Source organism: Rahnella variigena (assembly GCF_003610915.1).
GTDB classification, from domain to species: domain Bacteria; phylum Pseudomonadota; class Gammaproteobacteria; order Enterobacterales; family Enterobacteriaceae; genus Rahnella; species Rahnella variigena.
The window spans coordinates 594891-617107 of sequence record NZ_NSDJ01000002.1; the positions used below are offsets into that span (position 1 = coordinate 594891).

At 52.7% G+C, this 22217-nt stretch carries 20 protein-coding genes; 6 read left to right on the forward strand and 14 right to left on the reverse strand.

Annotated elements, in window-relative coordinates; all coding sequences use genetic code 11:
* Positions 1 to 157: 157 nt before the first annotated feature.
* From CKQ54_RS24670 to CKQ54_RS24690, 5 genes are all read right to left on the reverse strand, one after another.
* Entirely contained in the window at positions 158 to 3232 is a 3075-nt protein-coding gene (locus CKQ54_RS24670) for an efflux RND transporter permease subunit (RefSeq protein ID WP_120163281.1), read from the reverse strand.
* A complete protein-coding gene (locus CKQ54_RS24675) occupies positions 3229 to 4329 on the reverse strand; it encodes an efflux RND transporter periplasmic adaptor subunit (RefSeq protein WP_120163282.1) in 1101 nt (366 codons plus the stop codon). The genes CKQ54_RS24670 and CKQ54_RS24675 overlap by 4 nt, the downstream gene beginning before the upstream one ends.
* Before the next feature lie 72 nt (positions 4330 to 4401).
* Complete coding sequence (locus CKQ54_RS24680) at positions 4402 to 5016, reverse strand: TetR/AcrR family transcriptional regulator (protein WP_244220295.1); 615 nt, start codon at positions 5014 to 5016, stop codon at positions 4402 to 4404.
* A gap of 248 nt (positions 5017 to 5264) precedes the next feature.
* On the reverse strand, positions 5265 to 5789 hold the full coding sequence (locus tag CKQ54_RS24685; protein ID WP_112289636.1) for a phenolic acid decarboxylase: 525 nt from the start codon (positions 5787 to 5789) through the stop codon (positions 5265 to 5267).
* A 180-nt stretch (positions 5790 to 5969) separates the two neighbouring features.
* Entirely contained in the window at positions 5970 to 6827 is an 858-nt protein-coding gene (locus CKQ54_RS24690) for an MBL fold metallo-hydrolase (RefSeq protein ID WP_120163283.1), read from the reverse strand.
* A 93-nt stretch (positions 6828 to 6920) separates the two neighbouring features.
* Between CKQ54_RS24690 and CKQ54_RS24695 the strand changes: the two genes are divergently transcribed.
* The 3 genes from CKQ54_RS24695 to CKQ54_RS24705 all read left to right on the forward strand — a co-directional run bounded on the left by CKQ54_RS24695 (position 6921) and on the right by CKQ54_RS24705 (position 8490).
* On the forward strand, positions 6921 to 7325 hold the full coding sequence (locus tag CKQ54_RS24695; protein WP_120163284.1) for a winged helix-turn-helix transcriptional regulator: 405 nt from the start codon (positions 6921 to 6923) through the stop codon (positions 7323 to 7325).
* A 194-nt stretch (positions 7326 to 7519) separates the two neighbouring features.
* Positions 7520 to 7987 (forward strand): DUF3237 domain-containing protein, encoded by a 468-nt coding sequence (locus CKQ54_RS24700; RefSeq protein ID WP_120163285.1) that lies wholly within the window; start codon positions 7520 to 7522, stop codon positions 7985 to 7987.
* Between the two features lie 26 nt (positions 7988 to 8013).
* Positions 8014 to 8490, forward strand: a complete 477-nt coding sequence (locus tag CKQ54_RS24705; RefSeq protein ID WP_120163286.1) for a glutathione peroxidase — start codon at positions 8014 to 8016, stop codon at positions 8488 to 8490.
* Between the two features lie 133 nt (positions 8491 to 8623).
* On the opposite strand, the gene CKQ54_RS24710 is transcribed toward CKQ54_RS24705, so the two are convergent.
* The 7 genes from CKQ54_RS24710 to yihU all read right to left on the reverse strand — a co-directional run bounded on the left by CKQ54_RS24710 (position 8624) and on the right by yihU (position 17221).
* A complete protein-coding gene (locus CKQ54_RS24710) occupies positions 8624 to 9064 on the reverse strand; it encodes a PACE efflux transporter (protein ID WP_120163287.1) in 441 nt (146 codons plus the stop codon).
* Positions 9065 to 9205: 141 nt separating this feature from the next.
* Positions 9206 to 10624 carry an MFS transporter gene (locus CKQ54_RS24715; RefSeq protein WP_120163288.1) on the reverse strand — a complete coding sequence of 473 codons (1419 nt, stop codon included), beginning with the start codon at positions 10622 to 10624 and terminating at the stop codon, positions 9206 to 9208.
* A gap of 46 nt (positions 10625 to 10670) precedes the next feature.
* Entirely contained in the window at positions 10671 to 12056 is a 1386-nt protein-coding gene (locus CKQ54_RS24720; RefSeq protein ID WP_120163289.1) for an MFS transporter, read from the reverse strand.
* Between the two features lie 56 nt (positions 12057 to 12112).
* Positions 12113 to 14149 carry an alpha-glucosidase gene (locus CKQ54_RS24725; RefSeq protein WP_120163290.1) on the reverse strand — a complete coding sequence of 679 codons (2037 nt, stop codon included), beginning with the start codon at positions 14147 to 14149 and terminating at the stop codon, positions 12113 to 12115.
* Positions 14150 to 14166: 17 nt separating this feature from the next.
* Positions 14167 to 15408 (reverse strand): sulfoquinovose isomerase, encoded by a 1242-nt coding sequence (gene yihS / locus CKQ54_RS24730; protein WP_120163291.1) that lies wholly within the window; start codon positions 15406 to 15408, stop codon positions 14167 to 14169.
* A 15-nt stretch (positions 15409 to 15423) separates the two neighbouring features.
* A complete protein-coding gene (gene yihT / locus CKQ54_RS24735; protein ID WP_120163292.1) occupies positions 15424 to 16302 on the reverse strand; it encodes a sulfofructosephosphate aldolase in 879 nt (292 codons plus the stop codon).
* 22 nt (positions 16303 to 16324) lie between these two features.
* Positions 16325 to 17221 (reverse strand): sulfolactaldehyde 3-reductase, encoded by an 897-nt coding sequence (yihU, locus tag CKQ54_RS24740; protein WP_120163293.1) that lies wholly within the window; start codon positions 17219 to 17221, stop codon positions 16325 to 16327.
* Between the two features lie 172 nt (positions 17222 to 17393).
* On the opposite strand from yihU, the gene CKQ54_RS24745 reads away from it, so the two are divergent.
* Genes CKQ54_RS24745 through CKQ54_RS24755 form a run of 3 tightly spaced genes read left to right on the forward strand, consistent with a single transcriptional unit; the run spans position 17394 to position 19953 of the window.
* The gene (locus tag CKQ54_RS24745) at positions 17394 to 18290 is read left to right on the forward strand and encodes a sugar kinase (protein WP_120163294.1); all 897 of its coding nucleotides are present in this window, start codon (positions 17394 to 17396) and stop codon (positions 18288 to 18290) included.
* Positions 18291 to 18326: 36 nt separating this feature from the next.
* Positions 18327 to 19112: a DeoR/GlpR family DNA-binding transcription regulator gene (locus CKQ54_RS24750; protein WP_120163295.1), complete on the forward strand. Its 786-nt coding sequence runs from the start codon at positions 18327 to 18329 to the stop codon at positions 19110 to 19112.
* Positions 19113 to 19161: 49 nt separating this feature from the next.
* Entirely contained in the window at positions 19162 to 19953 is a 792-nt protein-coding gene (locus CKQ54_RS24755; protein WP_120163296.1) for a spermidine synthase, read from the forward strand.
* A gap of 59 nt (positions 19954 to 20012) precedes the next feature.
* Here the strand turns inward: CKQ54_RS24755 and chbG are convergent, their stop codons facing one another.
* Both chbG and CKQ54_RS24765 read right to left on the reverse strand, forming a co-directional pair.
* Entirely contained in the window at positions 20013 to 20771 is a 759-nt protein-coding gene (chbG, locus tag CKQ54_RS24760) for a chitin disaccharide deacetylase (protein WP_120163297.1), read from the reverse strand.
* A gap of 44 nt (positions 20772 to 20815) precedes the next feature.
* Positions 20816 to 22159, reverse strand: a complete 1344-nt coding sequence (locus CKQ54_RS24765) for a 6-phospho-beta-glucosidase (RefSeq protein ID WP_120163298.1) — start codon at positions 22157 to 22159, stop codon at positions 20816 to 20818.
* Between the last annotated feature and the right edge of the window lie 58 nt (positions 22160 to 22217).

Sequence of the window (22217 nt, forward strand, 5' to 3'; positions counted from 1 at the left end):
TAAAAACCATAATAAATTAAATTTTAAGAATATAAAATTTTTTTGATAAAAGCGCCCATTGGGTGCTTTTTTTTTGCCCGATTAAGTCGGCTAAAAGACCGGCAGAACCGGCCATTATGCGGGCAGGTGATGCAAAACCTTTTTGCCTGCCCGACATTCATTCAGAAACCTTCTCATCGTCAGGTCTGATCCTGAACCAGATCGCATACATTGCAGGCAAAAATACGAGAGTAATAATTGTGCCGCCGAAAGTTCCGCCAATAAGCGTATATGCCAGTGTTCCCCAAAAAACCGAGTGTGTCAGGGGAATAAAGGCCAGAATCGCTGCCAATGCCGTCAGTAAGACGGGTCGCGCGCGTTGAACGGTGGCTTCCACAATGGCATGAAAAGGGCTAAGGCCTTCCTGCTCATTGTGGTGAATTTGACCTATCAGAATCAGCGTGTTACGCATCAGAATGCCGGACAATGCGATTAGCCCCACCAGTGCGTTGATGCCAAAGGGTTGCTGGAAGAGAAGCAGCGTAGGCACTACCCCGACCAGCCCCAGCGGCGCCGTCATAAACACCATGACCATTGCCGACATCGACCGCACCTGCACGATGATAATGAGCAGCGTAAGGGCAATCATTATCGGGAATAGCGGCAGCATTGCCTGGGTGGCCTTGCCCGACTCCTCGATGGCCCCCGCCTGCTCAATGTGATACCCCGGCGGCAGGGAGGCGATGACCGGCTGAAGTTCGCGCGTGATCGACGCCGACACATCCGGGGGCTGCAAGCCGTCGGCGATATCACCACGCACGGTAATCGTCGGCATTCTGTCGCGACGACGCAGCAGCGGATCTTCCATGCGAACTTCGGTTTCACCCAGTTGCGAAAGAGGAATGCGCTGCCCCTCAGCGCCAGCAAGCGTCAGTGCGCCAAGCTGAGCCGGATCGAGACGCACCTCTCCCGCCGCCCTGCCCGTGACTTCCACCGAACGAATATCTTCACGGACCGCAGTGACCGGCGCACCACTGAGCAGAAATTGCAACTGCCGGGCTGCGTCGGCGGGTGTCAGTCCCATAGCCTGCAGCCGGTCCTGATTTAACGCGAAATGTATCACCGGTACCCGTGAACCCCAGTCGGTATTAACCGTACGCATCATCGGGCTGGTCTGCATCAGCGCTTTCACTTTGGTGGCAAGCTGGCGAAGGACGTCAGGATCAGGTCCCGTTACCCGATAAGCAACCGGGTATGGGGAGTAAGGACCAAACACCAGCTGGGTAACGCGCACCTGTGCCTCAGGCGCGAGCCCGTCAGCCACGGTGTCACGCAGGCGCTGTTTAAGCGCATCGCGTTCACGCTCACTTCTGGTGAGGACCACGATTTTCGCGAAAGATGGATCCGGCATCTCTGGCGCCATAGCCAGATAGAAGCGCGGCGCGCCCTGGCCGATATAGGCTGTTACCGTCTGCGTCTCTTTTTGCTCACGCAGCCAGCGTTCAATCCGGGCAGTCGTCATACTGGTCTGTTCAATTGAGGTGCCGTAAGGCATCTGGACTTCAACCAAAACTTCCGGTCGATCGGAGGTGGGGAAAAATTGTTTCTTCACCAGCCCCATACCCAATATGGCGATGATAAAGCAACCCATCACCGCGCCAGCGACCCACCACTTACGCCTGATGACCAGAGTCAGCCATTGTCTGAAGCGATTATAATGACGGGTGTTGTAAATCGCCGCGTGACCGCCTTCTATTGGCTTAATGTCAGGCAGCATTTTCACACCGAGATACGGGGTAAAGACCACTGCAACGACCCAGGAGGTGATCAGCGCAATCCCCACAATCCAGAACATGTTGCTGGTGTATTCGCCGGCGGTCGACTGCGCAAAACCGTTGGGCATAAATCCGACAGCAGTGACCAGCGTCCCCGCAAGCATGGGGGCAGCCGTATGGCTCCAGGCATAGGCGGAGGCCTTAATACGGTCGTAACCCTCTTCCATTTTGACCACCATCATCTCCAGCGCAATGATGGCGTCATCAACCAGCAGTCCCAGCGCGAGGATGAGCGAGCCAAGCGTAATGCGATCGAAATTTTTACCGGTGGCGGCCATCACGACGAAAACCACGGCGAGAGTTAGCGGCACCGCGGCGGCGACTACAATGCCAACCCGCCAGCCCATGCTGACGAAACACACGACCATCACCACCAGAAGCGCCACGAAGAACTTGATCATGAACTCATCGACAGCAGCACTGATATTGACGGCCTGATCGGAAACATTAGTCAGCGTCATGCCCAGCGGCATCCCTTCATTAATCGTACTGACTTCTTGTTTCAGTGCTTTACCCAGCTCGAGGCCGTTCCAGCCCTCACGCATCACCACGCTCAGCATCAGCGCGGACTCACCATCATTACGAATAAGAAAATCAGGGGGATCGACATAACCGCGCTCTACCCTGGCGATATCCGCCAGCCGTAAAGTATGATTACCGGCAACAACGGGGGTGTTACGAATTTTCTCCAGCGTATCCAGCGCGCCGTCAAGACGGATAAAGATTTCAGGACCGCGCGTCTGTATCGAACCTGCGGGCGACAGAACGTTCTGTGCATTAAGCGCAGTAAAAATTTGTTCCGGTGAAATACCGAGTGTGGCCAGCCGGTCATGGGAGAAAGAGACATAAATACGCTCGGCCTGCTCACCGGTAATGGTGACTTTTTTCACGCCGGGCACATGGAGAAGCTGCTGACGAAGCTTCTCGGCGTCACGCGTCAGAAAGCGCTGCGGCTCCCCTTTTGCCTTAAGGGCATACAGCGCGAACACCACATCGGAAAATTCATCGTTAACCATCGGTCCGATCGCCCCCGCGGGCAGATTACGCGCCTCATCACTAAGCTTTTTACGCGCCTGATAAAACTGCTCCTGCACTTCTGACGGCGGAGTACTGTCCTTCAGGGAAACCATGGTGTAAGCCATTCCCGGGCGGGTATAAGTCTCTGTACGGTCGTACCATTTCAGTTCCTGCAGGCGCTTCTCGAGAGGTTCCGCCACCAGGTCCTGCATCTCCTGTGCAGTAGCGCCGGGCCACGCGGTGATCACCGTCAGTTGTTTGACGGTAAACGGGGGATCCTCAGCCCTGCCCAGTCCGAGAAAAGCCATTACCCCGGCCACGGCTATCAGGATTATCAGGAACAACGTGATTGACCGTTCGCGCACGGCCAGCGCCGACAAATTAAAGCGATGGTGACTCATGGTGCGATCCCCTCAGGGCCAGCCATCGCCGTTCGCACGGTTTCGCCTTCATGAAGCAGATGCACCCCCAGGGCTGCCACCTGCTCTCCGGTGGTAAATGCCCCTGAAACGCGCGCACTGTCATCGCTGATGCCGAGTATCGTTACCGCATGCCATTTCACTTTGGCGGGTTTGCCTTCCACCACCCATACGCCAGAACCCCGTCCGGCATCCCATATGGCACTGAGCGGCACCGACCATGAGGGTGAGGTCGCCGAAGATTCCGGGATGTGCAGCGTCACGGTCGAGCCTAAGGGGGCACTGGCCGCCGCGCCGCTCAGCACATAGCGCGCCTCAAAGGTACGTGTCGCGTTATCCGCAGAATCCGACAGTTCCCGCAATCTGGCTTCACTGACACTCTGACTACCGTACATGACGGCAGACGCGACCGATCCGACCTGCGGACGCAGTGTCTCCGGGAGACTCACCATCGCCTCGCGCTGTCCGGCACGCGCAAGACGCACTACCGTTTGTCCCGCGCTGACGACCTGCCCGGGATCTGCGAGTGTATCCACAACCACGCCATCAGCATCTGCGCTAAGAACGACGTACTGAGACGCGTTAAGAGCTACGCGCGCCTGCGCCTGAGCGGCACTCAGCTCGGCGCGTGCCGAGTCTGCCGCAGCACGTACCTGACTGTAAGCCGAAGCTGAAATCGCACCGCCACCCACCAGACTGCGATAGCGTTTTTCATCCTCGCCGGTCTGACGGGCGCGAGCCTGCGCGGCGGTCACTGCATCCTGAGCCGCGCGTGCCTGTAGCGCCAGGTCTGCGGGATCCAGCCGAAGCAGCGGCTGGCCTCGCGTGACGCTTTGCCCTTTATCCACCATCCGTTCAAGCACTTTACCTGATACGCGAAAACCGAGATCTCCCTGAAAACGCGCGGCCACAATGCCGTTAAAAACACGAGATTGTTCCTGAGCAGGTTTGACCTCCGCCGTCCGGATAAGCGGTGGCCGGATGCGCGGATCGTCAGCTGCAGTTGAAGGCTCACCGCAAGCGGTCAGCAGGAGCGGGAGCAGACAGGTGGCGGACAAAAAGAGAGTGTGCCGGAGCATGGGTTGCCTTACTTAAAAAAAGTATGAGCCGCCATTCTCTGACTAGTGACCAATTATGTCAATGGTCACAACTTAAGGTTTCAGGCTCCTGAGCACCACTGCTGTCAGCAGTGCGGCATCAGCTTCTGCGGTATCAAGGTAGATCTGCAACTGAATCGGATCGGCGAGGGGTCTTAGCACCAGATAAACAGCCGCAGCCGTTTCATCGAGCGGTGTTGTCTGCTCAAACTCACCGGCACTCCGTCCTTCCTGCAAAATATCGACCACGGTTTTGCGCAATCCGGCCTCATAATCAACCGCCGCAGCCCAGCGGTCACGGGATGAGACGGCGGCGATGTCATACAAACGCCTTTCGCGGAAAAACAGCTCAGTGCCGCCCAGCGCAATCACCTGAAAAAGGGTGCGAATTTTCTCTGTGGCGGAGGATGAAGCCGCCAGCGCGGCCTCCAGACGGCGGGCAATCTCCGTAAGGCAATTAGTGCAGATTACTTCTCCGATTTCCTGTTTGGAACTGAAAAATTTGTAGATATATGCCTTTGAAAATCCGATGGATCTGGCGAGGTCTGAAACGGTTGTTTTTTCAAAGCCATAATGGCTGAAGTACTCCATTGCGGCATCCACAATCTGATCACGGATATTGTGATCAGACGGTCCTCGTGTTGTGGTGGACATTTTTTTATCGGTCATTTTTCAGCCTGGAATTTGGTTAATTACACAGATAGCTTGTGACCCTATTATATTTTGGTCACAAGTAAAAATCGTTAAAGTGTTGTTTATTTTCTTTATCGCTGAGAAGTGGTGATGAGGTGACAGGGGAATGGAACAGAAATACGTCGGGGTTGTTTCTCAAAATCAGGGGCGCATTCAATATCATTGGGGCGCACCGCGCCCCGGTTTAACAGTCAATACGCGCCAGTCAGGCATCGCTATGAAGATTACTTACCCTCAAAAAAGTCTGAAGGAAGTTGTCCCGGCGGCATATTGATCACCTGGTCATTATCCGGACCTTCATTTTTCATGTAGGTCACTTTGGCAAACTCAGGGATGACCACATAAGGATAAGCGGGGCCTTCATCGCGGAAACGGTGCATATCTTCAATAAACTCATTCTGATAACAGATGGTTTTCTCAGGATGCTGCCCCTCTCCGGCTATCCACTGAGGGAAGAAAATGGTCCCGTGGATCACTTTTCTTCGAATATCAAACAGCAGGCTAACGCAGGTGCCGGTAGGTTCGTGCCAGTCGACTTTAAAAATGCCAGGCGCAAATTGCACCGCATTCATCTTCTGATTCGTGACCCAGCGTCCGCCTACTAACCCCTGATGAATTCGATAATCGCAGGTGTTGTCGTTGCGCGCATACCATTCATACTTCCAGCCATTGTCATAGGTATACACGAAGTGTGTACCGACAAACTCTGATAAATCACTCGCAAAATCTTTATCCTGGATTGTGTTCATGACATCTCCTTTCAGCGCTGTTGAATATTAAAAGTAAGAGAAAACGTCTGAGTTCGCCAGTCTGGTTGTGTTGAATATCCTGCTCTTTGCCATACCCGTGAGCAAAACGCGCTGCCTGAGGGTATGCCTGCGGTAAGCAAAAAAACGCCGCGCCGCGCACGGCTGAATGAACACAATCGTTCAGAAGCCAGAAGGCATGTTTCTCAGAGAAAGTGGCCAGTCGCCGGGCCAAACGTATTTGTCTTTGAGGATCCTTGCGCTGTATTCAAGACAGATATGAACCGGATAGTCAGGATAAATACGATCCATCGCGTCTGTCAGCTGTTGTGCATTTTCACTGCGATTCAGCTGGCAGATAAAGTCCTTAATATACTGTCGGGTATAGCTGATAGCGCCGGGATGGAGTGTCAAAGCACGGGAAGAGTGTCCCGGAATAACGACTTTAGCTTCAAGAGCCTCGAGTTTGTCGAGAGTTTCAAACCATTTTTCCAAAAGTTCCGGCGTACGCATGTCTGCAATCCAGACATGACAGTCTGCGAACACCAAATCGGACGCAATCAGAGTGCGGCTTGAGGGGATCCATAACGGCGCAATATCAATACAATCCCCGGACATTAACCCGAGGATCTTGATAATTTCCCCTTCCAGTATCAGTTCATCTTCAGACCATTTTTCTATATCGAATTTAATATTCGCACCATTATTTTTGAGAACAGTATTTCCCCAATACTCAATCTTAAAATCATAGGCGTCATTAATATCTACAGCTGCTTTTTTATACGCAATGACCCTGGCGTCAGGGTAATGTTGTTTGATGACTTCAAGCCCCAGATAATGATCAGGATGAAGATGAGTAATGAAGATAAATCTGAGATTACGGTTAAGCTCAATAAGTTCCGCAAGTAACCTGTGGGCATTTGCGATGGTGAACTGAGCATCAACAAGAATTGCATCATTATCACCATAAATGATTGTCGAAGTGACGCCAAAGCCATCATTTTTATCGCTGCTTAAAAAAACTTTAGTATTAAGTGCCATGTTAATTCCTCCTGGTATTGATATTCCTGAAACTCTATATAATGGCCAGGAAATCATATTGTAAAGCAGATACCAGAAAGGAAGTTAGTATCCATGAAGAAACCCATACAAGATAAAAAAATAGATTATTCAATAAGTAATGATGCCAACAGCCCTCAAAAATTTCTTTTTGAGAGGCTGGCAAATAAGTGGTATCTGATGATTATATGTGATGTGGAGTTCGAATCGGGGCGGTTTAATCAGATACTAAAACGTAACGGAGAGATTTCACAAAAAATGCTTTCTCAAACTTTAAAAAACCTTGAAGAAGATGGCATGGTAAGCCGGAAGGTAAATGGGCAGAAGATGCCTGTCGAGGTGGTTTACAGTATTACAGATTTTGGCGCTGAATTGATTAAGGTAATAAGACCCCTTATTGGCTGGTCAAATGAGAATTTCAGCAGAGTAACCCAATGTCGCAAAGAATACAGGAAGAAGTACAGCATTGAGAATACCTGACCTGAGAGATATCTTAAACATTATGAGGCATCAAATTGACCATGATAATGCTTTTTGGAGTGGCCGTTCAGATCCCTTCTGACAGGAGCACTGTGCCTAAAAATATATTCATTCGAAAATCCGATGAAATTCATTGATATTTTGCGTTTTTCAGATCCTCCCTGATGAACTATCCTTTTATTAAGGAGATTAATATGCAACCAAAACTAGAATTTAGCTTCAGCATTAGCGTTGTCGTCGACAAACCCATTGTGGTTTCTAATTCAGCGCGGTCTGGCAAGCGACAATTAATCCCCATTCTGGGCGGTCGGGTGTCCGGTGCACTCACTGGTGAAGTTTTGCCTGGTGGCGTAGACAGTCAGATTATTGAACCTGATGGCGTCTGCAGGCTCTCAGCAAGATATGCCTTACGTGTCAATGAGGGCACGATATACATTGAGAACAATGGCATCCGGCGTGTACCAGAAGCCTTTACAAATAAACTTTTCACTGATGATATGAGCTTCTTTGATCAGCTTTCTCCATCCGATATCTACTTCAAAACAGTTCCCGTTTTCGAAGTAGATACCTCCGAACTCATGTGGCTGACAAATTCTATCTTTCTCTGCTCCGCTACCCGTACTGAAGCGGGTGTGAAGCTTGATTTTTATCGCGTTGCTTAAGCGTCTGTCGACGTGAGGATCCCGATATGACCACTTTTTATCAACTTTCGGCCACCAGTCTCGAGGGTCAACCTGTCTCTATGGCTGACTACGCCGGCAAGCTGGTTCTGGTGGTTAATACCGCCAGCCATTGTGGTTTCACGCCACAATACGCAGGCCTTGAAACTCTCTACAAGAAATACGCGACCCGGGGTTTTGTCGTGCTGGGTTTCCCCTGCAACCAGTTCGGTAAACAGGAACCCGGCGGGGCCGACGAAATCGCGCAAACTTGCCACATCAACTACGGTGTGAGCTTTCCGATGTTCGAAAAAGTGGAGGTTAACGGCGCCTCCGCGCACCCGGTGTTCCGTTACCTTAAGGATGAATTGCCCGGCGCACTGGGCGGAAGGATCAAATGGAACTTCACTAAGTTTCTGATCGGACGCGACGGAAAACCGCTCAAGCGTTTTGCACCGATCACGACCCCGGAGAAAATGGAAGCGACAATCCTTACTGCACTTTAAGCAATTTTTGGTTTCGGACTTCTCTTCACGAAATCTAATTGGGGGCAATTCCACCTGCCCTGCATACAACTTTCACCTAATCTTGAAGCCCTGTTGTTCTTCATGATTTGCCTTTAATAAAATCAGAATATCATTACGCCGAAGCTTTATTGGCTACAAAACGCCAGCGGATATAATCATAAGTCCAGTTAAAGACTAACGTATAAGGAAGAAAGACGAATATCAGCCCTATTTCGACCATGAAAGCCTTAGCTAATGACAAATCGAGTAAAAACATAGCAACTGGCGTCAGAGAAAGTACCAGTACAATTTCAAAAATCACGGCATGCAGAATTCTTACTGTAAAATTCCGTTCGAATGCAAAACGCCTTTGAATTGCGTCAAAAATCTTATTGAAGATATAGTTCCAGATTGTTGCGGTAATCGCGGAGATAACAGAAAGTTTACCAGACTGTAATAAAGAAACTTTCAGAACAGTAGAAATAAAAATGGCGATAACGACATTCCCAAGCAATTCGAAAAGCACAGCATGAAAAATCCTCTCGGCTGTGCTTTTATTCAACTCCACTTTCATCTTACCCGACTCCCGTTTACCGTAAATGACCTGACGTTAAACGTTGTAACCTAAACCAATACAAAACACAGCCTTAATCTATCCGATCATTAGCCCATTATCGCGGAACCAGCTTTGACGACCCTTGTTGTTATTATTTTGTTATTGTTGTGTAACAACAGAAACACTGATTTTTTCAGTTCCCAATTCTGGCGAATTCATTTTCTTTCTGGTATGGATTTCCTCAATAATTTTGGCGAAGCGTTCTTCATTAAGTTTATAAAACACGCCCATAATCACAGCCGCCATCACAGCCAGTACGCAGGGCCAGATAAAAATAAGCTGCCGTAAGCCGAGTAATGTCGCACTGCTTTGCACCACGTTAGGAATATAACCAATTTGCGTCAGCATAATTCCTGGCAGAAAACCCGCCAGCGCCGCAGAGATTTTGCGCGAAAAGGTGTAACCGGTATACACCGAGCCTTCAGCGCGGATGCCGGTTTTCCATTCGCCGTAATCCACGGTATCCGGCACCAGCGCCCAGTTCAGGCTGTTAACAAAGGCGGTGCCAAAGAACGCCATGCAGGAAAACAGCACAAAACTTAACGAGCTGTTTCCCCAGAGAAAATTGAAAATATCGCCGGTCGCCCACAACAGTAATCCGCCCAGATATACCTGCTTTTTGCCAAAACGTTTCACGCAACCGGGCACCAGAAAAACGCCGAGCAGAATACAGCCCATACTGAAAAAGCCCATCCACGACAGCAGATGAATATCATTGAGGACGTACTGCGTGTAATACACCTGGATCGCCAGTTTGATATTAAACGCCGCCAGCGTGCAGAGGTTGGCCAGACACAACACCAGCAACGGCGGATTGCGAAATATGGCGCGAAACGACCGCAGAATGCCGGATTTATGCCCCGCTGGCGTGAGTTCAACGTAACGTTCCCGGACGCCGCGATAACACCAGCCCATACACAGGATGCCGCAGGTGGCGAAAATCAGCGCAGCGGAGAAATATCCCACCGGGGGAGAGTGACCCAATAACGCCTGCACCGGCATAAATCCCACGGTACACAGCAGTAACCCAAGCGTGGCACCGCCCTGACGCCAGGCCGCAAGTTGTGCCCTTTCATGCGGATTTTTGGTGATGGCGGGCACCATCGCACCGTACGAACAGTTCATCAGGCTGTAGAACAGGCCGAACAGCATAAACAGTACGGTGGCGAGCGCCGTTTTCACCGGCAGGCCAAAATCATTCGCCATAAACTGCGCAGTCGCCACCAGTCCCACCGGCACCGAGGCATACAGAATAAACGGCCTGAACTTGCCCCGCGCGCCGATATGGCGGCGGGAATCGAGCAATACGCCGGTCAGCATATCGGTGAAGGCGGTGAAAAACTTCGCCACCAGAAAGATGATGCCGCCATAAAATGCTGGCATGCCCAGCTCATCGGTATAAAACTTCAGCAGATAAAGTGTCCCGATGCACAGCATCAGGTTCGAGCCAAAATCGCCCATTCCATAGGCGCACTTCTCACGCAGGGTCAGCGGATCAGGGTGATGTAAATCCTTCATAGTCGATCCTCACAGCGCCCCGCAGGGCGCTGACACAGTGAATGCCTTATGCCGTCTGCCTGCGCTGCTCGATTTCCGCCACGATGCGCACGTACATTTTCTCGTTGAGGTTATAAAAACAGCCCATCGCCACGATAGTGATCGCTGCCAGCGCGCAGGGATAAATGAAGATCAGCTGGCGCAACCCTTCCTGCGTAGCCGCCGACTGCACCACGTTAGGCACATAGCCGATTTGCGTCAGCATCAGGCCGGGGAAGAACCCCGCCAGCGCCTGCGAGACTTTACGAAAGAAGGTGAAACCGGTGTAGACCGTACCTTCTGAACGCACGCCGGTGCGCCATTCGCCGTATTCCACCGTATCGGACACCAGCGCCCAGTTCAGGCTGTTGACGAATGCCGAACCGAAGAACGCCAGGCAGGAGAACGCGACAAAACTGACCGATCCGCTGCCGTAGAAGTAGTTAAGAATGTCGCCGACAATCCACAGCGCCAGACCGCCGATATAGACTTTTTTCTTGCCGAAGCGGCGCACGGCGGCGGGCATCAGGAACACGCCGATGAAAATGCAGCCCATGCTGAAAAAGCCCATGTAGGAAAGCAGGATCGGATCGTTAAGCACGTACTGCGTGTAATACACCTGAATCGCCAGTTTGACGTTGAACGCGCCGAGCGTGCAGAGGTTCGCGATGCACAGGATGAACAGCGGACGGTTACCGGCGATCGCGCGAAACGACTGCAACAACCCCGGCTTTTGCGCAGGATCCTGCGGCTGCGCTTCGACATAACGCTCTTTCACACCGGCATAACACAGCCACATAAACAGCAAGCCCACCAGTGAGAACAGCGTCGCGGCAAAAATATAACCGCGCTGCGAACTGCCTTCGAGCAGATTCATTACCGGCACAAACCCGACGGTACACAACAACAGCCCCAGCGTGGCACCGCCCTGTCGCCACGCCGCGAGTGAGGCGCGTTCGTCGGGATTTTTAGTGATGGCGGGCACCATCGCGCCATAGGAGCAATTCATCATGCTGAAGAATAAGCCGTACAGCATAAAGAGCAGCGTCGCCACCAAGGTCTTACCGGTAATCTCCAGTGGAGTGCCGACGAAATTGGCGACGGCCAGCAACGTCACCGGAAATGCAGCGTATAACACGAAGGGGCGAAATTTACCTTTCGGCCCGATTTTGCGGCGCGAATCCAGCATGATGCCGGTGCCCATATCGGTAAACGCGGTAAAGAATTTGGCGATCAAAAAGATAATGCCGCCGTAAGTCCCCGGCAAACCGAGTACGTCAGTGTAGAATTTCAGCAGATACAGCGTGCCGATATCGAGCAGGATATTGGAGCCTAAATCCCCCATGCCGTAGGCCAATTTTTCCCTGAAAGGCAGGCGCAGCGTCGCAGGGTTTTCCGGTGTTGTCTGACTCATTATTATTCTCCTTCACCTGCCGGAGCGATGTCCTGAACCCCGGCGGGTGAGCCTTATCAGAGGTAACGTAATTCGCCGAACAGCGCTGACCACTCGCTGTCTGCACGATAAAAGACCGGTGGTTTACCCAGCGGCGCAACCACGGTGACATCGCCGCCATGATGAGTTTCGCCTGTCCAGGCGTTGATCCAGGTATCCTGCGGCAGATACAGCGACCACTCGCTGCGCCCTTCTTCATGCACCGGTGCCACCAGCAGATCGCGGCCAAACAGGTACTGGTATTTCAGCGTGTAGGTACGGGCATCGTCTTCATAATGCAGGAACAGTGGCCGCATCACCGGCAAACCGCTCTGGCTGTTATGCTTCACGGCCTGTCTGATGTAAGGCTTGAGATGAGTGAACACGCCGGTCATGCGGGCGAAATGCGCGATGGTTTCGGCATCGCCGTCAAACTGCCAGTTGTCGCCCGGACGGTTGCCTTCGTGGGTGCGCATCATCGGCGTGAAAGCGCTGAAATCGCACCAGCGCAGCAGCAGTTCTTTGCTGCGTTTCATGTCGAACAGCGTGGTGTAACCGCCGATATCGCTGTGATGCAGACCGTGGCCGCTCATCGCCAGCGATAATGCTGCCGGGATCACCGAGGCCAGCCCGTCGTCCAGGCTCCAGTCAACGTTCTGATCGCCTGCCCACATCATGGTCGAGTATTTCTGGCTGCCGGTGTAACCGGCGCGCATAAAGAACAGCACCTCGCCGAGTTTGCCGGTTTCCTGCAAGGCTTCGTAGTTGCACTTCGCCCACAGCGCGGGCCAGGCGTTATGCATGATTTCCGCGCTGACGCCGTTATGCAGAAAAGTATCGGTTGGCAGATATTCGCCAAAATCCGCCATCCAGCCGCCGCAGCCCAGTTCAATCAGGTTCTTCTTGATGACGTTTTTAAACCACTCATAGGCCGCGGGATGGGTCAGATCGACCACGCCTGCGTAAAACTCACCGAACTCAACGTGGTAATCCGCGCCGCTGGCATCTTTGGTCAGATAGCCGTGTTCTGATGCTTCTGCGCACAAATCACGATCGCTGGCGACGTACGGATTGATGTAAGAAAGAAACTGCACGCCCTCTTCTTTCCACTGAGCGATACGTTCGTCGAGTTGCGGATACAGCTCGCGGTTCCACTTCCAGTTCCACATCACGCGTTTGCCGAACGAGGTCATGCGGATACCTGACCAGTCCTGCGCCCAGATGCCATTGACTTTCACACCGCCCTGGCGCATCACGTCGAGTTTTTGCTGGCAGATTTCCGTGCCGCCCTGAACGCCCAGCGTCACGCCGTCGTATACCCAGTCCGGCAATTCCGGCTGGCGACCTAACAAGGCGGTGAGTTTTTCCAGCAGACTGATACAGCTGTCGGCGCATTCAAAACGCAGTGTGGCGTTATCTTCCCAGAAGGCCAGTTCGTGATAGTCCGGCGCACTGAAATCGAAATTCATATAGCCGCTGTTTTCAACGTGGCAGTAAAACTTCTGCGTGCTGACAAAGGTTGGCTGCGGGAAGAACGTCCAGTAATAGTCGCCGCCTGCGTTCTCTTTGCAGTCGGCCTGCCAGGTGACATAGGTTTGTTTGTTACGCCCGACGCCCTGCTCGCTGGTCCACAACGGGAAGGGTTTGCCGCGCAAATCAAAGTAAGAAAACTGTTCACCGCAGCCGTAAATATGATCTTGCGGTTCTGCCGCCAGACGCAGCCAGATGCGGTTGTGCGCGCGGTTGTCGTTTTGCAGGTTGAGCTGTAAACGCCCGCTGTCATCGGTGGTGATCGCAAGCCTCGCGCTGAGCGTATCGCCCCGGCTGAAATGCAGGTCCCATCCCGCAGGGTGCGCGATAATTTTTACATCGGTCAGGGCAACCTTTTCATTCAGGCGGTCTTTAATGCTGAAATTGCCACGGAACATGTCGATAACCGCCTCGCCAGCGCCAATCCATAAACAGGGCGCTTGCGCGGTGTGACGTAAAATCTGGCGCTGCTGATAAATCAGCGAAAATTCATTATTACCGGCGATAAATTCAATCTGAGTATTTTTATTTTGTAGGGTACTCATGATGGTCTCCGTGATGTTTATTTTGCATTGATGTCCAGCAGACCGGCGGCCACGGCAGGTGCCAGCCCCGGTGCCAGCGGCAGACGCGGGATCACCAGGCAATGCAGAAGATGATAAATATCCTGTTTACCGTCCCAGACTTTGGTGGTCACTTTGTTGTCGGTATCCAGCTCCTGCCACCACGAGCCATTTTCGAAGTCCATCAGGTATTTCACGCAGTATTCCCACCAGGTCTGATACCAGCTTTCGTATTGCGCCTCGCCGGTCAGGCAATGCAGCGCATACGCGGTACCCATCGCCTCCACAATGGGCCAGCGCACGCGTTCGCGCACGATAGGCTGCCCGTCCCAGTCAACGGAATAAACAAAACCGTCTGCGCCGTCCGGTGCCCAGGCATCGCGGATCGTGGCGTGGAACAACCCTTTGGCATCTTCCAGCAACCAGTCCGGTGGCGTTTCAAAACGAGCCTCGAGCGCGGCGTGAAGGTGTAGCATCAGGCGTCCCCATTCGATCCAGTGCCCCGGCGTGCCGCCATAAGCGCGAAAACGGTGCGCAGGATTGTCTTTGTTGTAATCGCGGATCGGCTTCCACTGCGTATCAAAATGCTCATTTACGCGAAACTCGCCGCGACGGGCGACGTCATGAATGATCACCGAGGCGATTCTCAGTGCGCGATCCAGCCATTTGCGCTCGTGCGTGACGTCGTAAACGATCAGGAAGGCTTCAACCGCGTGCATGTTGGCATTACCGCCGCGATAGGCTTCGGTTTCGGTGAAGGCTTCATCCCACGACTCGAGACACATCTGTTCGTCTTCACTCCAGAAGTACTTTTCGATCACGCCGATGGCCTGATCGAGTAATTTTCTGGCCTCAGGATGGCCGGTGGTGACGGCGCTGGCCGCGCCCAGCAGCACAAAGAAATGCTGATAGCCCTGTTTTGAAGCATCCACTACGCCTTCATCATTCACGCAGGCGTACCAGCCGCCGTGCTGTTTATCCGCCAGCGCGCCATTGAGCGCACGGATACCGTGATCGACCAGCGAATACGCGCCGGGACGCCCCATACCTGCGGCAACGGAATAGACGTGCAGCATGCGGGCGGTGATCCATAAATGCGTGCCCATATCTGTCCGCACTTGTCCGTTATTGCCCAGCCAGCCGAAGCCGGTGGGCACGGCGGCATTTTTGCCAAAATCGAAAATCCGGTCGGTTTCCTGCTCAAGCCAGCGATGGTGGCTCATCGTGTTAAACCATTTCATTTTCCACTCCTTTCGTTAACGGCGGCGCGCCATCATCTCGTCCACAATGTCGCCCAGACGCTGCAATTTCGGCGCGGAAATATCCCTGAGCATGAGTTCGGTATCAGGTAAACCGACCACAGATGACCAGACCGCACGGCCTGCGAGAAAACCGGATGCGCCCGCCGTCATAGCGACACTGACCGCACGCGGGAAGAGTTTTTCATCAACGCCGGAGGAGAGGATCACCCACGGCATATGAATATGTTCATTGAGGTGTTGTGAGGCGCGCAGCAGTTCAGCCTGCGTGCCGCGCCCGCTGAGCGGCATTTCGACTTTATAAAGGTCAGCGCCGCTGTCACCGAGTTCTTTCGCGGCATCAATAATCGCCTGTTCGCGGTCAAATTTATCGCCACGACGCGGCGGCCTGACGACCGGCTCGATAATGCTCAGCAATCCGTGCGCATGGCAGCGCTGATTGAATTCTTTCACCTTCTCAAGACGCTGTTGCGGGTCTTCATCGCTGCGCCACAGCACCAGCAGTTTCAGCGCCTTGCCGCCGTTTTCCCTGACCTGTTGCGGATCCACATTTTTGTCGATCACCACGCTGTCGACCGGAACGCCATTGCCCGGAATAAATTCGTCTGCCGCGACAATCATCGCGCAGTTCTTTGCAATGGCCTGCTGCTCAACAATCTGGCGGTAACAGAACTGCTGATCGACCAGAATCGCTGAGGCGTACGGTGATAGAATCCGTGCGGCATTGACTTTAAAATCAGTAAGAACCTGATCGGCGACCGGCGCTTTCGCACCCGCGGCCACGAACATTAAGCGCATCGCTTCGCGCTGATCGACCGCCAGCATGGCGAAACCGCCGGAAGGACGGGTGATATCGTTAAGGCTGTATTGAGTCATTTAACTTTCCTTGGTTAATGCGTTACGGATGTGTTTTCTGAGTCAGACCGGCGCTGGTGCGCACCTGCTCAAGAATGGCGGTCCAGTCCTGACGTCCGCGCCCGGCGGCACGCGCCTGGTTGTAGACTTCGCGGGAAGCCGCACCGAGCGGCATCGGCACATGCAACTGATTGGCGACGTCCAGCGCGATACCGAGATCTTTATGGGCGAGGTCAATCATGAAGGCCGGCGACAAATCGCCTTTCAGCACTTTGTTTGGCCATGAAGTGGTGAAGTGACCTTTTCCGGCAGGTGTTCCGCTCATGACCTGCAACGCCACTTCGAAAGAGAGTTCCAGCGCTTCGCACAGCACGGCGGCTTCGGCGGAGAGCGCATTCAGGGCGATGCTCATGTAGTTATTGATCAGCTTGACGCGGATACCTTTGCCCGGCCCGCCCGCATTAATCAGTTCAGATCCCATCGCCATCAGCACAGGCGTCGCCCGCTCAACCTGTTTCTGCGTACCGCCCGCCAGCAGCAGTAAAGTCCCTGCTACAGCGTGATCCGAGGTTCTGCCGACCGGCACGTCCATCAGGCTGAAACCTTTTTCGTGCATCTGCGCGATCAGCTTGTCAGTTTGCAACGGATGAATGGTCGACATGTCGATAACCAGCGCCGACGGGCTAAGGGTTTCGCAGATACCGTCGCGGCCAAATAACACATCGCGCACCAGATCACCGTTGGGCAGCATGGTGATGACAAATTCTGCGCCCTCCGCTGCCTCTGCCGCGCTCTTGCTGCCCGTTGCTCCCTGCTGCACCAGCGCTGCCACAGCCTGCGGATTAAGATCGAACACCGCTAACCGGTGTTCCTGTTTAATCAGGTTGGCCGCCATCGGAGCGCCCATTTGCCCCAGACCAATAAATGCCACATTTGCCATGCGTCTCTCCTTTGTGCTGATCAGCCATGTCACTTTTTGATAATCAGTGCTGTCTTTGTTTGTCGTTTTTTGATCGTATTTGTAATTTCAGGTCAAAAAATTGACAGCCATCACTTTTTTAACAATTCGCTTAATTAAAATAACCTCATCAAAACACGCTTAAGGAACAGCCATGATTCGCATTGCCTGTGTCGGGATCACCGTGATGGACCGGATCTATTACGTGAATGAATTACCTGCGGAAGGAGGGAAATATGTCGCTGAAAAATATCATGAAGTGGGTGGAGGTCCGGCAGCCACTGCCGCAGTGGCTGCGGCGAAACTGGGCGCAGAGGTGGACTTTATTGGCCGCGTGGGCGATGACGATACCGGCAACCGGCTGCTCGCGGAGCTGGGATCCCTGGGGGTAAATACCCGCTACGTCCGTCGCATTGATCAGGCGCGTTCTTCGCAATCTGCCATTCTGGTGGATCAACACGGTGAGCGGATTATCATCAATTATCCCAGCCCGGATTTACCCGTTTGCGCCACGTGGCTACAGGCCATCGACTTTTCGCAGTGGGATGTGGTGCTGGCGGACGTGCGCTGGCACGACGGCGCGAAACAAGCGTTCACACTGGCGCGTCAGGCCGGTGTGCTCACCGTGCTGGATGCCGATGTAACACCGCAGGATATCGCCGATCTGGTGGCGTTAAGCGATCACAGCGCATTCTCTGCCCCTGGTTTGCAGCGGCTGACCGGAAAAACTGACGCCGGTGCTGCGTTAATTAACGCACAAACGCTCACAAAGGGTCATGTGTATGTCACGCAAGGCGGACAAGGTTGTCTGTGGCTGGAAAATGGCAGTCTGCATCATCAGCCCGGGTTTGCCGTCAGCGTGGTGGACACGACCGGCGCGGGGGATGTTTTTCACGGCGCGCTGGCCGTCAGTCTGGCCCAGGGCGCGGATTGTGGGGAAGCCGTGCGTTTTGCCAGTGGTGTGGCCGCCCTGAAATGCACAAAGCCAGGTGGCCGTGCCGGAATTCCCGACTGTGATCAGACACGGTCTTTTTTGTCACTTTCTGTATAGAATACGACTCAGACGCTCATTTTTAGAGGTATGCCCATGAGTCTTACTGAACTGACTGGGAATCCGCGCCACGATCAGCTGCTCGGGCTGATTGGTGAAAACGGGTATATGAACATTGAAGAACTGGCAGCCTTACTTGATGTCTCGACGCAAACCGTACGCCGGGATATCCGCAAGCTCAGTGAACAGGGATTGGTATCGCGTCATCACGGCGGCGCGGGTCGGGCCTCCAGCGTAGTCAATACGGCCTTTGAGCAGCGGGAAATGTCGTGGACAGAAGAGAAAAAAGCGATTGCACAAGCGATCGCCGATTACATTCCCGACGGCTCGACGGTATTTATTACCATTGGTACCACGGTTGAACAGGTGGCGCATGCCCTGCTCAATCATAACCATCTGCGCATTATCACAAACTGCCTGCGTGTCGCCCATATTCTGTATAAGAATCCGCGATTTGAGGTGATGGTGCCGGGCGGAACGCTGCGTCCTCACAACGGCGGAATTATCGGGCCTTCGGCGACGGCTTTTGTGGCGGGATTCCGCGCAGATTATCTGGTCACCAGCGTCGGCGCGATAGAAAGCGATGGCGCTTTAATGGAATTTGATGTCAACGAGGCCAGCGTGGCGAAAACCATGATGGCGCACTCACGGCATATCCTTCTGGCTGCGGACCATACCAAATATCATGCTTCCGCCGCCGTTGAAATCGGCAATGTTTCTCAGGTGACGGCATTATTTACGGATGAACTTCCTGCGGCGGGTTTACACAAGTTATTGAAAAACAACCAGGTCGAAATTGTTAAAGCCATTCCGTCGGATTAACGGGCATAATCCCCCTCCTCGTAAATTTTTATAAGAAATGAGTCTGCATATGACAAATAAGGATGTTTTTTCAAACAAATTCAATATTCAGCCTGAGGGCGATATTGTTTGCCATGTTACAGATGAGTACGGGGACATCATCGTCGCGGACACAGAAGAGCACCGGATATTGCGTTTTGAAGGCATTAACGAGCAGAGCAAAATGCTCAAAAAAGACGTTAATTTGCCTGTTCATCACTATTCCAAAGCCATGTTGATGGCGACTGCGTTTACTTCCGGGCGGACTGCGCTTCTGCTCGGACTTGGCGGAGGCGCATTACTGCGCGCGCTTCATACTCTTGATGAACAGCGGATTATGGATGTGGTTGAGCTGAGAGCGGGTGTGTTATCCGTCGCGCAGGAATGGTTTACGTTGCCCGGGTCGGACAAAATCTCTTATTACATTGAAGACGCAGAACATTATTTGCGCAGAGAGCATACGCATCAGTACGATCTGATTTTCTCAGATCTGTACTCAGCCTTTTCGATGGAGCCACGTCAGGGTACAGAAGCTTTTCTGAGATTGTGTCTGGAAAAATTGAGCGATCAGGGCTGGCTTGTGCTGAATTATTACGAGGTGCCACGAGCCGGAAGCGCATTATCTTGCGCACTGCGGGAGGTATTTGGTGAGGTACTTTATTGCCGGGTGCCGAGTGGGAATGTCGTCATTTATGCAGCCAGAAAACCACATCTGCAGACAATAAGTGAATTTAGAGAGCAGGCCCAATTGTTGCTTTCTCGTCTGAACATCGGCAACGAGATGGGTGATCTGTCGAAAAATATTGTCCCGCTGTACCCGTAGCCGCCTCTCAGGCGTGCCCCTGACCTCTGACATTTATGCCAGCGGCAGGGGCATTCCGGTCATAAATCTTTAAACGATCCCAGCCGGAATCCGCGTTCTGTAATGGCGGACTTCAGCGTTTCTGACGTCAGCACATCCAGTTCTGCCAGACGCGGATAGCAATATTTACTCGCCAGAATGGTGTTATCAATAAACGATGGATGCGTCATGATCTCAACAGAGCGATTGCCGCGCTGCGTCGCATTGTCCAGCGTTTGCAGAAACAGCGCTTCTGAAATGGCATCGCCGTAGAACGTGCTGTCGAAACCGTCGGTACTTTTCGCGCCACACAGAGCAATTTCACCCTTGCGGACTTCGTCACGGTCAATACGCACCGGAACGCCCTTCTCTTTCGCGAACGCTTCCACTATAGGGAATATTTCCGCAAACATATGCACGTGGTGGTGACTGTCGATATGTGTCGGCATTTTGCCAAACAGCTCGATAAAACGACTGAACTGACATTCCAGTTCACGGGCGATTTCATCCAGCGGCAGGGTTCCGGCCTCGGCCATTTTCCAGATCCATTTGCCCAGCTCGCCTTCACGGGTCAGATTTGGCATAGGCGAAAGTGGACGACCTAACGTCAGGACAAAATGCATCCCGACGCTCAGTTGCGGACTGACTTTGCTGAGTACGGCGGCGTGTTCGATGCCCGACGCATTCATCATCGCCGTGGTAGATCGCACCACGCCGTGAGTAAACGCCTCAATGATCCCGTAATTTTGTGCTTTGCAAAGCCCGAAGTCGTCCGCGTTCACAATCAGTAATTTATCCATAAACACCCCTTCCGGAGAGCCTTCCCTTGCGGGAAGGCGATGGGTTATTTTAACGCGGCAATGGTTTTTGCAAAATTCGGCAGCAGTTTTTCATGTGCCAGCAACATTTCGCGTGCCAGTATTTCGGCATCTTTATCGGAATGGATCAGCGGGCTGAGGTTCATCGCCAGCAGCACATCGTTCAGCTCGCCGCTGATGGCGGCATTGCTTGCAGCAATCTCAAAACCTTTGATGGTGTAGATAAGCCCCAGCACTTTTTCGTCGAAGTGCGTGATGCGCGGATGGGGTTTTGCGCCGTCACGCCCGATGGTGCAGGTCATTTCCACCGCCCAGTCAGCCGGAATATTATCAATATGCCCGTTGTGCGGGAAATTGACGTACTGTTCAGTTTGCTTGTCGTTATAAATCGCGCTGATCACTTCACACGCCGCATCGGAATAATAAGCGCCGCCGCGAAGTTCCAGCTCTTTTGGCTTCACGTTCAGATCAGGATTTTTGTACAAATCGAACAGCTGCTTCTCGACTTTTTGCACCACAGTGGCACGCGCGCCGCCTTTGTAGAACTCACCCATTTCAATCGCCAGCATCTCTTTCTGCTTGAAGTAGTACAACAGGTAAGAACACGGCAGCAGATTCAGAGAGCGGATCAGGCCTTCGCTGAACGGCAGGTCGAAGATGTTTTTCACCGAACCGGCGGTCAGTGTGCCGGAAGCCACACCGTCGAGCAGTTCGTCAAAACGTGATTCGCCGTTCACAATGACATCTTTGATGAACACCATGTGGTTCAGGCCAAAGAGGTCAATGGACAAGTCATCCTGCGGCGTCAGTTTCAGTACATCCTGAATGAACATTTTCATGCCGACAGGGATGTTGCACACGCCGATGAATTTTTTGAATTTGGTGTGACGGAATACCGCTTCAGTGACCATACCGGCCGGGTTGGTGAAGTTGATCACCCAGGCGTCCGGGCAGATTTCTTCGACATCTTTAATGATGTCAAAAATCACCGGAATGGTACGCAACCCTTTAAACAAGCCACCTGCGCCGTTGGTCTCCTGCCCCAGATAGCCGTGACTCAGCGGAATACGTTCATCAAGTTCACGCGCTTTTAACTGACCGACGCGCAGTTGCGTGGTGACGAAATCGGCGTCTACCAGTGCTTCGCGGCGGTTCAGCGTTTTATGCATGACAATCGGCACACCGGCGCGTTCCACCATACGCTGGCAGAGATTGAAGATAATATCCTGCTTCTCTTTTCCGCCTTCGACATCCACCAGCCATAATTCAGTGATCGGTAATTCTGCGTAGCGTTTAATAAAGCCTTCCAGTAATTCCGGGGTATAGCTGCTCCCGCCACCAATAGTGACGACTTTCAGTTTTTTAGTCATAGGGACTCCCGTGCAATAATCATGCACTGCAAATTAATACAGAAATATTGTTGAATGA